This window comes from Telluria sp. BA11 (assembly GCF_056680305.1).
Genome location: NZ_CM155275.1, coordinates 2475021 through 2487358 on the forward strand (window position 1 = coordinate 2475021; position 12338 = coordinate 2487358).

Here is a 12338-nt window from a genome sequence, read left to right on the forward strand (position 1 = left end):
TGGTTTCAGGAAAGAATGAAAGAAGGCAATCCGGCATGGAATCCACGTGGCAAACGAAACAATTGCGCCATACCGGCAGGGTTTGGGCGATAATTTCACCACTATGAACGATACCGCTACCCGCCCCCCGCTCCCAGACCGGCTCTCGATCGATCCGAGCAGCCCATTTCATAACCGTGACGTCTTCCAGCACGATGTCGGCATCCGCTTCAACGACAAGGACCGTACCGACGTCGAAGAGTATTGCATCAGCGAAGGCTGGATCAAGGTTGCCGCTGGCAAGACCCTCGACCGCAAAGGCCGCCCGATGCTGATCAAGCTGAAAGGCAAGGTCGAAGCGTATTACGCGTAAACCTTTGGTCGATACAACAATGGCGGGCTCGCGAGCCCGCCATTTCTTTATATATACCAGCGCCAGCTTGCGCGGCGCTGACAAGCCCTCCCGGATCGACTACTCCGCCAGCGGTGCGAAGATCGCCTGCAGGTCTTCCTGCGTCAGCGCCATCTTCTGCGACTCGCCTTCGGACAGGATCGAGTGCGCCAGCTCCGACTTCTTCTGCTGCAGCAGCTGGATCTTTTCTTCCAGCGTGCCCTTGGCAATCAGCTTGTAGACGAACACCGGCTTGTCCTGCCCGATGCGCCAGGCGCGGTCGGTCGCCTGGTTCTCGGCCGCCGGATTCCACCACGGATCGTAGTGGATCACGGTGTCGGCCGCGGTCAGGTTCAACCCGACGCCGCCCGCTTTCAGGCTGATCAAAAAGATCGGCACCGCGCCCTGCTGGAATGCCGCCACCTGCGCCGAGCGGTCGCGCGTCTCGCCGGTGAGCAGCGCATACGGGATCTTGCGCAGCGCAAGTTCTTCTTCGATCAGCGCCAGCATGCTGGTGAACTGCGAGAACACGAGAATCTTGCGGCCTTCGCCCAGCAGGTCTTCGACCATCTGCATCAGGTCGGTCAATTTGGCCGATACCGCCGCCGTGTTCTTTTTGGACGGCATCGACTTGACCAGACGCGGATCGCAACACACCTGGCGCAGCTTGAGCAGCGCCTCGAGGATCACGATCTGGCTGCGCGCCACACCCTTGCGGTCGATCTCGTCGCGCACTTTCTTGTCCATCGCCAGGCGCACCGTTTCGTACAGATCGCGCTGCGGGCCGGAGAGCTCGATGCGGCGCACCATCTCGGTTTTTTGCGGCAGCTCCTTGGCCACGTTGTCCTTCGTGCGGCGCAGCAGGAATGGCCGGATGCGGCGATTGAGCAGCGTGCGGCGCACCGGATCGTCCTGGCGCTCGATCGGATGACGGAACTGGGTATTGAACGTCTTTTCGTCGCCCAGCAGACCTGGAATCAGGAAGTGGAACTGCGACCACAGCTCGCCCAGATGATTCTCGAGCGGCGTGCCCGACAAGCACAGGCGGTGGCTGGCATCGAGCGAGCCGGCCGTCTGCGCTGCCTTGGAACGGGTGTTCTTGATGTAGTGCGATTCGTCCAGGATCACCAGGTGATAGTGGTGCTTGCGCAGTTCTTCTTCGTCGCGCGGCAGCAGCGCGTAGGTGGTCAGCACGATGTCGGCGCCGTCGATCTGGTCGAACGACTCCATGCGCTCCTTGCCCTGCAACAGCAGCACTTTCAGGCTCGGGGCAAAGCGCGCAGCTTCGTCGAACCAGTTGGCCATCAGGCTCGTTGGTGCGATCACCAGCGCAGGGCTGGTCAAACGGCCCGCTTCTTTTTCGACCAGGATGTGCGCCAGCGTCTGCACCGTCTTGCCCAGGCCCATATCGTCGGCCAGGATGCCGCCCAGGTCATACTCGCGCAGGAACTGCATCCACGCCAGGCCATCGAGCTGGTAGTCGCGCAAGGTGGCCTGCAGGCCGGCCGGCGCCTCGACTTTTTTCACGGCGCCGAACTGGCTCAGTTTGCGGCCGGTCTCGCGCAGGCGCTCGCCGCCGGTCCATTGCAGGTCGACGCCGCGCGCCAGTTCTTCGAGCCGCGCTGCATCGAGCGTCGACAGGCGCAGTCGCGCCTTGATCTTGTCATTGAAATACAGCTCGCCCAGCGTGGCCAGGATGGGCTTGAGGCGGCCCCACGGCAGCGCCACGCGCTCGCCATCGGGCAGCACGGCCAGCATCTGGTCGGACTCGGCGTGCGCGGCCAGCACGCTCGGATCGAATTCGAGCGGCGCGCTGCGAATCAGCTGCACCAGCACCGGCAGCAGCGGCACGCGCTTCTTGGCCACCACGATGCCCAGCTCCAGCTCGAACCAGGCATTGCCTGCTTCAGCCGGTTCGTCGATGTCGGCGTACCAGTCTTCGACCGGCACCACGTCGTAGCGGTACTTGGGCGATTTTTGCAGATGCCATCCAGCGTCGGACAGCGCATCGACCGACTGCTCGGCAAAGCGCAGCCAGTGCGCCTGGCTCTCGAGCTGCAGCGCGCCGGCCATCACGTTCAGCGGCGCCGTCGCCGGCTTGCGGAAACCGATCTCGCCCAGCTTGTCGAGCGCGTCGCTTTCGAGCTTGGGGTCGCGCTCGATGATTTCGGTGAGGTCACCCACCTGGCGCACGACGCGCTGCGACGGGTCGAACGAGACGCGCTGGCCGTCGTAATCAAAAGCCAGCACGGCGAAGTCCTGCCAGCGCGCGGCGCTGCCGTCGGCCAGCTGCACCGCATCGAGCAGCAGGTGCGGAATCGGTTTGACGTCATTACGCAGGCGCTGCGTGAGCGGCTGCGGCAGCGGCATCAGTTGCTGCAGGCCGTGCGCAAGCAGCAGTTGCGAGACGCGTTTCTTGTCGGTGCCGGTGAGCGTCGGTGCCTGCGCCACCAGCGCCTGCAGTTCGGCCAGCGAGATGTCGATGCCGCCGCGATTGAGGTCCAGCGGCCCGCACGACAGATTGTCGATGTACCACGGCGGATCGGTCGGCAGCATGTAGTCGATCTGGTCGGCGGCGCTGTGCGCGGCCGCGCCGCCCACGGGTTCGACCGACCAGCCGAGTTTGGCGACGCGGCCTTCGTCGCGCCAGGCCAGGCTGGCCAGGCGGGTCGGGCCACCCTGCAGCGGGTAGACCAGGCCGCCGGCCATGTCGGCCCACGAGTTCGCCCACAGCAGCTTGCCCTGTTCGAGCAGCATCTGCAGCAGGATCGCGCCGACCTTGCCTTTCGGTTCGGTGGCGCTGGTGCCTTGCGCCGACCCGCTGCGCATGGCGATGAAAAAGCGCACCAGGTCGATGTCGTCGCCTTCGAGATAAGCGGGCGGCGCCGACAGGAGCGAAAAGACTTCGCTGACGGGACTGGCCGCGGCGACGTCGCCGTTCGGCCGCAGGCGCGCCTTGCACAGGCACAGCGCCACGTGGCGCCCGCCGCTGGTGGGCGCCATCACGTAGACGAACTTGTACTGCGCGGCCTTTGGGTCGACTACTTCGTCGGTCAGCTTCGGCTGCGGATGCGCCGCTGCTTCGACCCGCTGCAACCAGCTCACAACCGGCGCCGGCAAGGCCGGAGAACGTGCGGGCGTGCGGGCTGCGGGTGCGTCGCTGGCTTTCTCGCGAAGATAATCGACTGTTGTCATTGGGTCTCGTGGCAGGGTATTAAAAACGGCAATAACGACTATTATCTCGCATACGAACACTTCCGATTTGTTCGTAATCGCACCTTGCAGACAAATGGTGCGCGCACGCAACGCGTGTGTCTTCTGCCAACCGACTGTTCTCTCATGTTCGTGTGACCCTGTCAAGACTGGCGTATCGGCGCTGTTTGCGTATCATTGGCCGCTTGGTCCACGATCCCCGCTTCACCACTGCCTATGCTGCCATCCATCGAACAACGCCTTGCCAAAGAACTCGCCGCCAGGCCAGCCCAGGTGGCTGCCGCCATCGCCCTGCTGGACGAAGGCGCCACCGTGCCGTTCATCGCACGCTACCGCAAGGAAGCCACTGGCGGCCTGGACGACATTCAGCTGCGCCTTCTCGAAGAGCGCCTGCGCTATCTGCGCGAGCTGGAAGACCGGCGCGCATCAATCATCGCGTCGATCACGGAGCAGAACAAGATGACGCCGGCGCTGCTCGAATCGATCGCACTGGCCGAAGATAAAACGCGTCTCGAAGACCTGTACCTGCCCTACAAGCAGAAGCGCCGCACGAAGGCGCAGATCGCGATCGAGGCGGGCCTGGCGCCGCTGGCCGAGACCCTGCTGGCCGACCCGCAGCAGGATCCCGAGGCCATCGCGAAGGACTATCTGCGCGACGCATTCACCAACGCCGACGGTGGCGCCAATCCCGGCGTGCTTGATACCAAAGCGGCGCTCGATGGCGCGCGCCAGATCCTGATGGAGCGTTTCGCCGAAGACGCCGCGCTGCTGCATACGCTGCGCGAGTACGTGCAGGAACACGGCGTGGTCGAATCGAAGGTCGTCGCTGGCAAACAGGACGAAGGCGAAAAATTCGCCGACTATTTCGACTACAGCGAGCCACTGGCCGCGGTACCGTCGCACCGCGCGCTGGCGCTGTTGCGCGGCCGCCGCGAAGGCATGCTCGATGTAGCGCTGCGTCTGGATTCCGAGCCCGAAAAGCCGAAGTGGGACGCGCCGCTCAATCCGTGCGAAGGCCGCATCGCGGCGCGCTTCGGCATCAAGGCGCAGGGCCGTCCGGCCGACAAATGGCTGCTCGATACGGCGCGCTGGACCTGGCGCGTGAAAAGCTTCATGCACCTGGATACCGAGTTGATGGGTGCGCTGCGCGACAAGGCCGAACTTGATGCGATCGGCGTCTTTGCGCGTAACCTGAAAGCCCTGCTGCTGGCCGCACCGGCCGGCCCGCGCGCGACGATGGGTTTGGACCCTGGCCTGCGCACCGGCGTGAAGGTCGCGGTGGTCGACGCCACCGGCAAGGTGGTCGATACCGCCACGGTCTACCCGCACCAGCCGCGCAACGACTGGGATGGCGCGCTGCATACGCTGGGCCTCCTGGCGGCGAAACACAATGTGTCGCTGGTCTCGATCGGCAACGGCACCGGTTCGCGCGAGACCGACAAGCTGGCGCAGGATCTGATCAAGCAGCAGCCCGACCTGAAGCTGACGAAAATCGTCGTCTCGGAAGCCGGCGCGTCGGTCTACTCGGCGTCCGAATTCGCCTCGCGCGAACTGCCCGACATGGACGTGTCGCTGCGCGGCGCGGTCTCCATTGCGCGCCGCCTGCAGGACCCGCTGGCCGAACTGGTCAAGATCGATCCGAAGTCGATCGGCGTGGGCCAGTACCAGCACGACGTCTCGCAAAGCCAGCTGGCGCGCTCGCTCGACGCCGTGGTCGAGGATTGCGTGAATGCCGTCGGCGTGGACGTGAACACCGCATCGGCGCCGCTGCTGGCGCGCGTGTCCGGCCTGTCGTCCACGGTGGCGCAGGGCATCGTCGCGTACCGCGACACGCATGGTGCATTCGCCTCGCGCGCGGCGCTGAAAAAAGTGCCGCGCCTGGGCGAGAAAACCTTCGAACAGGCAGCCGGCTTTTTGCGCGTGATGAACAGCGCCAACCCGCTGGATGCGTCGGCCGTGCACCCGGAATCGTACCCGCTCGTCGAAAAAATCCTGCTCGACGTCAAGCGCGACATGAAAGCCGTGATCGGCGACGGCGCCCTCATTAAAAGCCTGGACCCGGCCAGGTATGCGGACGACAAGTTCGGCGTACCGACCATCACCGATATCCTGAAAGAGCTGGAAAAACCGGGCCGCGATCCACGGCCCGAGTTCACCACGGCCACCTTCAAGGATGGCGTGGAGCAGATATCGGACCTGCGCCCCGACATGATTCTGGAAGGCGTGGTCACCAACGTCGCCGCCTTCGGCGCGTTCGTCGACATCGGCGTGCACCAGGATGGCCTGGTGCACATCTCGGCGCTGTCGAACACGTTCGTGAAAGACCCGCACACGGTCGTCAAGGCCGGCCAGGTGGTGAAAGTGAAGGTGCTGGAAGTGGACCCGAAGCGCAAGCGCATCGCGCTGACGATGCGCCTGACGGACAGCGCGCCGCAGCCGGGCGCGCAGCCTGCGCAGCGGCCCGACCGCAACGACGCCAAACGCGTGCAGCAGCACCAGCGCCAGGAACGCACGGCGGCGCCGGCGGGCGGCGCGATGGCCGATGCGTTTGCCAAGCTGCGCAAATAACAGGCAGCCGATGCTGCGCGTCGTCCACGTGGATCCCGATCACGCCGACGCACGGCGCGTTGTTGCAGAACTCGATGCGGCGCTGGCCGCGATCACGGGCGAAAGCGGCGCGGCCTCGTTCGATCCGCAGGATTGTCGGGGTGCAGGCGCCTGCTTCGTGCTGGCCTACGACGCCGATGGCAGCGCAGTCGGCTGCGGCGCCGTGCGCGCGCTTGCAGGCGATATCGGGGAACTCAAGCGGATGTATGCGCGGCCCGGCAGCGGGGCCGGCGCGCACGTGCTGGCAGAACTCGAGCGGCACGCCGCGGCATGCGGCTACCGCCAGTTATGGCTGTCGACGCGGCGCGTGAATGCGCGCGCGGTGGCGTTCTACAAGCGCCACGGTTACGCGCCGGTGGCGCCTTACGGCCGGTATGTCGGCCGCGCGGCATCGGTCTGTCTCGGCCGGCGCCTGCCCTGACGCCGTTGCTTCAGCTGTGCTTCAGCTGTGCTTGATCAGGATGCCGATCAGGTACACGCCCAGGCAGCCAAACCCGATCAGCAGCATCTTGTGCTGCGGGATCGCCGGCGCGCCCGTCTTCTTGATGTGCAGCGCGTCGCGCACCAGCAGCAGCGCGTAGATCAGCGCGGCGAGTCCCGACAGGATGTCGCCGGGGCTCGGGCGCGTGAACCCCGTATAGATATTCAGGATGCCGGGAATGCCCAGCAGGGCGGCGATCACGAGGTTCGCGTTCGGCGATGGTACGCGGCGGCGGGGTTGCTGCATCGGGTGCTCCGGTGGATGGTGACAAACGGCGCGATCATACCGCAATGCCGGGCGCAGGCCCTGACGCAGGCACTGACGGGGCGCGCCAGATGCTCAGGCGAACAGGGTCGTGTTGCGCAGCACGAGCTTGATCAGGAAGCACCCGGCGAAGGCGCCAAAGCAGATGAAGCCGATCAGCGTGACGCGCGGCGAGGTCAGCAGCGCCAGCCTGCCGGCGCGTCGCTGCAGCGCGCACCAGGCCAGGAACAGCGCCATCATCAACGGGCCGATCTGGACGAAGACGTCGACTGCGCGGCCACCTCTCAGTGCGTTGGCGCCGTCATACAGTGCCGGCAAGCCCAGCAGCGCGGCAAAAACCCACAGGGCCGCGATGGGCAAGGTAGCGAACGTGTTCTTCATCGTGTTTCCCGTCATCTTGAACCGGGCATCATACCGCAGCGCCATGATGGTCACCGATGCCGTCCACGTCGAATTCTTATAGAATGGCGCCATCTACCCATTCCTCTCCAAAAGGCACACATCAAATGAGCGACGTTCAAACCTGGATCAAAGACACCGTGACCTCGACGCCAGTCGTGCTGTTCATGAAAGGCACCGCCCAGTTCCCACAGTGCGGCTTTTCCGGCCGCGCCATCCAGCTGCTGAAAGCGTGCGGCGTCGACAACGTCGCCACCGTGAACGTACTGGACGACGCTGAAGTGCGTCAGGGCATCAAGGACTACTCGAACTGGCCAACCGTGCCGCAGCTGTACGTGAACGGCGAGTTCATCGGCGGCACCGACATCATGAACGAGATGTACGAATCGGGCGAACTGCAGACCCTGCTGAAAAACGGCTGATTGCATGACTGAGCGCCCGCGCCGCATTGTTGTCGCCCTCACCGGCGCGACCGGCGCAACCTATGGCGTGCAGCTGCTCAAGCGGCTGCACGCAACGCCTGGCATCGAAAGCCACCTGATCATTTCCGATGCCGCCACGCTGACCCTGCACCAGGAACTCGGCCTGCAGCGCCGGGACGTCGAAGCGCTGGCGCATGTCGTGCACCGCAACCGCGATATTGGCGCGTCCATTGCCAGCGGGTCGTACCAGGTCGACGGCATGGTCGTCGCGCCCTGCTCGATGAAAACCCTGGCCGCCGTGGCCCACGGTTTCTCGGACAACCTCGTCACCCGCGCTGCCGACGTGATCCTCAAGGAACGCCGGCGCCTGGTGTTGATGGTGCGCGAAACCCCGTTCAACCTGGCCCACTTGCGCAATATGACGTCGGTGACCGAAATGGGCGGCATCATCTTCCCGCCACTGCCGAGCTTTTACCACCGGCCTGCGACGATCGCGGACATGGTCGAGCACACGGTGGACCGTGTCGTGGACTTGCTGGGGATCGAAAATTCCCACGCCGCGCGCTGGGGCGGCATGAAAGCAGAACAGAACGACGTGGCAGGATGAACCGGCATGCCGGCTCGCGCCGGCATGGGTTGTCTCAGCGTTTGTCGTCGTAACGGTTGTCTTCGGACTTTTTCAAGTCACGCGCTTCTTCGAGCATTCGCCGCCGGGCGTTGCGTTCTCGCATCAGTTCAGCATGACGCGCTGCCGTCATCGGCGGCACCGTCATCAAATCCTTGAGCTGGGCGGTATTGGCGTAGTTGTTTCGCATGCGTCAGCTGCTCCTGGGTGAACCTGAAACGGTGGCGGAAACTGCTGCCACCTGATCAGATTATGGACCAGACCAGCCCATTTGTACTGTTCTGCACGACAAAAGTGCAAACCAGCAATAACGCTACTGCGATCGACGTTTACTTCGCGTCCGGCTTCGTATGATTCACGCGCACCAGCATGCGAATGAATTCGCGCGCCAGCTGGCGGTGGTGCTCATCGAGGCGCTGCAGGTCGGCGATCAGCTTGACGTCGGCCGATTCAAAGCGCGCACTGGCAGCACCAGCCTCGCCGGCAGCCTGCTCGGCGCCGCCAAAACGCAACCAGTCGGCAGGCACGCCCAGCCACTGGGCGATCATGCGCAATTTTTCCTGGGTTGGAATGGCTTCACCGACCAGCCACTTGCGGGCGGCATGGACCGTAATCGGGCGGCCCTCAAAGCGGATATTAAATTCTCGCGCCAGACGCGTAGGGCTGTCAGGGGAGTAGTGAGCGTTCTTCAGAGCATGCTGGAGGCGTTCGCTGAAGCTCTCCCGTTCGTTGGTTGAATTCATTGCGGTACTTGTTGTTGGACAAAGGAAGGCTCTTCCAGACGAGAAACCTTATGTTTACACTATACAACTAAAAAGTAACAAACATGTGGTTTTTCAATAGTTTTTACACGCGATTTGCCGTATTCCCCACAGCAATCCTCACAAGAATGCCTGGCATGTAAAATCGTCTGATCGGGAATGAAACAACTACGTACCAGTACTTAGAACGGTCCTGGAGAATGCCCGTCCTGTTCAAGATGTATCCGATGGTGACATATCGGATGTTAATTTCGCGTGAAAACTAACACCCCATCGGCATTTGTCGCCCGGGTCAATTGACCGTCATACCAGAGCTTGTGCAAGTGCGCGAGCGCTTCACCCAGTGCAAAACTGAGCTGGTGCGCATCGAGCGGACGCCGGAACATGATGGGCACGATCTCGGCCGCCGAGCGGGGTACGGCGCAGGCGTCGAGTACCTCCGCCAGCCGGTCAACATGGTGCTCGCGCAATTGCCGGATGCGCGTGTGCAGCCCGCGAAACGGCTTGCCGTGGGACGGCAGCACCAGTACGTTGTCGGGCAGGTCGGCGAACTTGCCCAGCGAGTCCAGATACAGTTGCAATGGGTTGCCCTCAGGCTCCACGGCAAACACCGAGACATTCGTCGAGATACGCGGCAAGACCATGTCGCCCGACACCAGGATGTTGAGGCTCTCACAGTACAACGCGGCGTGCTCGGGCGAGTGACCGAAGCCGGTGATCACGCGCCACAATTGCCCGCCAATTGTGACATCTTGCTTGTCCTGCAACCGGGTATAGGCCAGCGGCACGCTCGGCACCAGTGACGGATAGTAATTACGGCGACTGCCCATCTGGTCCAGCATCGCGGCGTCACGCAAGCCGTGGCGTTCGAAATGCGGGATGGCGGACGGGCCGTCCACGCCCGGCAGCGCCGCTGCCATCATGCGCATGAAACCGAATTCGCCCGTCGTGGTCCAGAACGGCGCAGCGAAGCGCTCGCACAACCAGCCCGCCAGTCCGACGTGATCGGGGTGGCAGTGCGTGGCGATGACCCGTACCAGCGGCTGCCCGGCCAGCCCGTCGGCCAGCAGCTGTTCCCAGGCGGCGCGGGTGGCGTCGGTTCCGGCGCCGGTGTCGATCAGGCTCCAGCCAGTGCGCAGTGCACCGCCCTCTTTTACGTCGTCCTGCAGCAGCCACAGATTGACGTGGTCCAGCGCAAATGGCAGCGGCATGCGGGCCCAGCGCAGGCCGGGGACGATGTCGACCACGGCCCCCGGTGCAGGGATCGTCTCACCAAACGCATACGACAGTTGGGACTCAAGCGCATTCATGCAAATCTTTCCTTTTCAGGCGGAACGGCGGGCGCGCTACAATACGACGCAACGACAATTTACGTTAACGGAAGTTACTGCTTGTTTCGATTTTACGCGATTTTTGGTTGTTTCCCAACCGCTACAGAACCCCATGCCCACTACCTATACCATCGCCGAACTGGCGCGCGAATTCGATATCACTGCACGGGCCATCCGTTTTTATGAAGACCAGGGCCTGCTCAGTCCGAAACGCGAAGGCGTGGGCGGCCGCAACCGTGTCTACACGCCACGCGACCGGACCCGCCTGAAACTGACCCTGCGCGGCAAGCGTCTGGGTTTGACGCTGTCCGAGATCAAGAGCATCGTCGACATGTACGAGTCGCCAAAAGACACGCAGGCGCAGATCGACCGCTTCCTTGCCGTGCTGGGCCAGCAGCGCGTGACGCTCGAACAGCAGCGCGCCGATATCGAGATGGCGCTGGAAGAAATCGTCGCCCATGAAGACGAATGCCGTCGCCTGCTCGGCGGCAATCATGGCGACGGTGAAGCCGGCCGCGACGCTGCCTGAGTCCAGGTACAACGGGCGCTGACAATTTTGTCGGCGCCTTTTTTTTGCCTGCTGTTTGACGTTTACGTTAACGTAACACGCGAGTATGATTGTCGCGCACCCCTTCTCAATTCACCACTCACCACTGTTCACCGCGAGGACGACATGCTGCACCTTCCAGGCCTGACTTTTGACCATGGCGACGATATCGCCGCGCTGCGCGAAGCCGTCCAGCAATTCGCCGCCAGCGAAATCGCGCCGCGCGCGGCCGAGATCGACCGCAGCGACCAGTTCCCGATGGATTTGTGGAAGAAGATGGGCGAACTCGGCCTGCTGGGCATCACAGTGAGCGAGGAATACGGCGGCGCAAACATGGGCTACCTGGCCCACATCGTGGCGATGGAAGAAATCTCGCGTGCTTCGGCCTCGGTCGGCCTGTCGTACGGCGCCCACTCGAACCTGTGCGTGAATCAGATCAAGCGCAACGGCACCGAAGCGCAGAAGCAGCACTACCTGCCCAAGCTGATCTCGGGCGAACACATCGGCGCCTTGGCGATGTCCGAGCCAAACGCCGGATCGGACGTGGTCAGCATGCGCCTGCGGGCCGAACTCAAGGGCGACCGCTACGTGCTCAACGGCACCAAGATGTGGATCACTAATGGCCCGGACGCCGACACGCTGGTCGTCTACGCCAAGACCGATCCCGAAGCAGGCGCGCGTGGCATGACCGCGTTCCTGATCGAAAAAGGTTTTAAAGGGTTCTCGATCGCGCAGAAGCTCGACAAGCTGGGCATGCGCGGCTCGCACACGGGCGAGCTGGTGTTCCAGGATTGCGAAGTGCCAATCGAGAATGTGCTGGGCGGCGTCGGCAAGGGCGTCAATGTCTTGATGTCGGGCCTGGACTTCGAGCGCACCGTGCTGTCGGGCGGGCCGCTCGGCATCATGTCGGCCTGCATGGACGTGGTGGTGCCATACATCCACGACCGCAAGCAGTTCGGCCAGGCCATCGGCGAATTCCAGCTCATGCAGGGCAAGATCGCCGACATGTACTCGACCATGATGGCGTGCCGCGCCTATGTGTATGCAGTCGGCCAGGCCTGCGACCGCGCCAACGGCCCGGAGCAGATCCGCGCCCTGCGCAAGGACGCCGCCGGCGCCATCCTGTACAGCGCCGAAAAAGCCACGTGGATGGCGGGTGAAGCGATCCAGACGCTGGGCGGCAACGGCTACATCAACGAATACCCGGTCGGCCGCCTGTGGCGCGACGCCAAGCTGTACGAAATCGGCGCCGGCACCAGCGAAATTCGCCGCATGCTGATCGGCCGCGAGCTGTTCGGCGAGACCATGTAATGCCTAT

The 12338-nt window shown here is 63.4% G+C and carries 13 protein-coding genes; 7 read left to right on the plus strand and 6 right to left on the minus strand.

Annotation, left to right across the window (positions count from 1 at the left end; all coding sequences use genetic code 11):
- Window positions 1–103: 103 nt before the first annotated feature.
- Complete coding sequence (locus AC1MGT_RS10780) at window positions 104–352, plus strand: DUF3297 family protein (RefSeq protein ID WP_183555080.1); 249 nt, start codon at window positions 104–106, stop codon at window positions 350–352.
- Window positions 353–451: 99 nt separating this feature from the next.
- Here the strand turns inward: AC1MGT_RS10780 and AC1MGT_RS10785 are convergent, their stop codons facing one another.
- On the minus strand, window positions 452–3565 hold the full coding sequence (locus tag AC1MGT_RS10785; protein ID WP_258836829.1) for a DEAD/DEAH box helicase: 3114 nt from the start codon (window positions 3563–3565) through the stop codon (window positions 452–454).
- A gap of 234 nt (window positions 3566–3799) precedes the next feature.
- Between AC1MGT_RS10785 and AC1MGT_RS10790 the strand changes: the two genes are divergently transcribed.
- Together AC1MGT_RS10790 and AC1MGT_RS10795 are read left to right on the plus strand one after the other, a co-directional pair.
- Window positions 3800–6151, plus strand: coding sequence for a Tex family protein (locus AC1MGT_RS10790; protein WP_499504146.1), 2352 nt, complete (start codon window positions 3800–3802; stop codon window positions 6149–6151).
- Between the two features lie 10 nt (window positions 6152–6161).
- Window positions 6162–6611: a GNAT family N-acetyltransferase gene (locus AC1MGT_RS10795; RefSeq protein WP_499504147.1), complete on the plus strand. Its 450-nt coding sequence runs from the start codon at window positions 6162–6164 to the stop codon at window positions 6609–6611.
- 21 nt (window positions 6612–6632) lie between these two features.
- Here AC1MGT_RS10795 and AC1MGT_RS10800 read toward each other — a convergent pair whose 3' ends face one another.
- Together AC1MGT_RS10800 and AC1MGT_RS10805 are read right to left on the minus strand one after the other, a co-directional pair.
- Window positions 6633–6917: a hypothetical protein gene (locus AC1MGT_RS10800; RefSeq protein ID WP_183555076.1), complete on the minus strand. Its 285-nt coding sequence runs from the start codon at window positions 6915–6917 to the stop codon at window positions 6633–6635.
- Between the two features lie 93 nt (window positions 6918–7010).
- Window positions 7011–7409: a hypothetical protein gene (locus AC1MGT_RS10805; protein ID WP_499504148.1), complete on the minus strand. Its 399-nt coding sequence runs from the start codon at window positions 7407–7409 to the stop codon at window positions 7011–7013.
- Between the two features lie 32 nt (window positions 7410–7441).
- Between AC1MGT_RS10805 and grxD the strand changes: the two genes are divergently transcribed.
- Window positions 7442–7756, plus strand: coding sequence for a Grx4 family monothiol glutaredoxin (grxD, locus tag AC1MGT_RS10810; RefSeq protein WP_183555074.1), 315 nt, complete (start codon window positions 7442–7444; stop codon window positions 7754–7756).
- Between the two features lie 4 nt (window positions 7757–7760).
- Entirely contained in the window at window positions 7761–8363 is a 603-nt protein-coding gene (locus tag AC1MGT_RS10815) for a UbiX family flavin prenyltransferase (RefSeq protein ID WP_258836834.1), read from the plus strand.
- A gap of 34 nt (window positions 8364–8397) precedes the next feature.
- On the opposite strand, the gene AC1MGT_RS10820 is transcribed toward AC1MGT_RS10815, so the two are convergent.
- From AC1MGT_RS10820 to AC1MGT_RS10830, 3 genes are all read right to left on the minus strand, one after another.
- Window positions 8398–8571: a hypothetical protein gene (locus AC1MGT_RS10820; RefSeq protein WP_183555071.1), complete on the minus strand. Its 174-nt coding sequence runs from the start codon at window positions 8569–8571 to the stop codon at window positions 8398–8400.
- Window positions 8572–8710: 139 nt separating this feature from the next.
- Window positions 8711–9124, minus strand: coding sequence for a hypothetical protein (locus AC1MGT_RS10825; RefSeq protein WP_258836835.1), 414 nt, complete (start codon window positions 9122–9124; stop codon window positions 8711–8713).
- A 263-nt stretch (window positions 9125–9387) separates the two neighbouring features.
- Complete coding sequence (locus AC1MGT_RS10830) at window positions 9388–10452, minus strand: MBL fold metallo-hydrolase (RefSeq protein WP_499504149.1); 1065 nt, start codon at window positions 10450–10452, stop codon at window positions 9388–9390.
- A gap of 133 nt (window positions 10453–10585) precedes the next feature.
- On the opposite strand from AC1MGT_RS10830, the gene AC1MGT_RS10835 reads away from it, so the two are divergent.
- Both AC1MGT_RS10835 and AC1MGT_RS10840 read left to right on the plus strand, forming a co-directional pair.
- Window positions 10586–11002, plus strand: coding sequence for a MerR family transcriptional regulator (locus AC1MGT_RS10835; RefSeq protein ID WP_258836837.1), 417 nt, complete (start codon window positions 10586–10588; stop codon window positions 11000–11002).
- A gap of 144 nt (window positions 11003–11146) precedes the next feature.
- On the plus strand, window positions 11147–12331 hold the full coding sequence (locus AC1MGT_RS10840) for an isovaleryl-CoA dehydrogenase (protein ID WP_499504150.1): 1185 nt from the start codon (window positions 11147–11149) through the stop codon (window positions 12329–12331).
- The last annotated feature ends 7 nt before the right edge of the window (window positions 12332–12338 follow it).

Excerpts from the sequence above, each read along its gene's own strand:
- AC1MGT_RS10820 (WP_183555071.1), bottom strand. The coding sequence starts at position 8,571 with ATGCGAAACAACTACGCCAATACCGCCCAGCTCAAGGATTTGATGACG.
- AC1MGT_RS10830 (WP_499504149.1), bottom strand. The coding sequence starts at position 10,452 with ATGAATGCGCTTGAGTCCCAACTGTCGTATGCGTTTGGTGAGACGATC.
- AC1MGT_RS10825 (WP_258836835.1), bottom strand. The coding sequence starts at position 9,124 with ATGAATTCAACCAACGAACGGGAGAGCTTCAGCGAACGCCTCCAGCAT.
- AC1MGT_RS10785 (WP_258836829.1), bottom strand. The coding sequence starts at position 3,565 with ATGACAACAGTCGATTATCTTCGCGAGAAAGCCAGCGACGCACCCGCA.
- AC1MGT_RS10790 (WP_499504146.1), top strand. The coding sequence starts at position 3,800 with ATGCTGCCATCCATCGAACAACGCCTTGCCAAAGAACTCGCCGCCAGG.
- grxD (WP_183555074.1), top strand. The coding sequence starts at position 7,442 with ATGAGCGACGTTCAAACCTGGATCAAAGACACCGTGACCTCGACGCCA.
- AC1MGT_RS10795 (WP_499504147.1), top strand. The coding sequence starts at position 6,162 with ATGCTGCGCGTCGTCCACGTGGATCCCGATCACGCCGACGCACGGCGC.
- AC1MGT_RS10835 (WP_258836837.1), top strand. The coding sequence starts at position 10,586 with ATGCCCACTACCTATACCATCGCCGAACTGGCGCGCGAATTCGATATC.
- AC1MGT_RS10815 (WP_258836834.1), top strand. The coding sequence starts at position 7,761 with ATGACTGAGCGCCCGCGCCGCATTGTTGTCGCCCTCACCGGCGCGACC.
- AC1MGT_RS10780 (WP_183555080.1), top strand. The coding sequence starts at position 104 with ATGAACGATACCGCTACCCGCCCCCCGCTCCCAGACCGGCTCTCGATC.
- AC1MGT_RS10800 (WP_183555076.1), bottom strand. The coding sequence starts at position 6,917 with ATGCAGCAACCCCGCCGCCGCGTACCATCGCCGAACGCGAACCTCGTG.
- AC1MGT_RS10805 (WP_499504148.1), bottom strand. The coding sequence starts at position 7,409 with ATGGCGCCATTCTATAAGAATTCGACGTGGACGGCATCGGTGACCATC.
- AC1MGT_RS10840 (WP_499504150.1), top strand. The coding sequence starts at position 11,147 with ATGCTGCACCTTCCAGGCCTGACTTTTGACCATGGCGACGATATCGCC.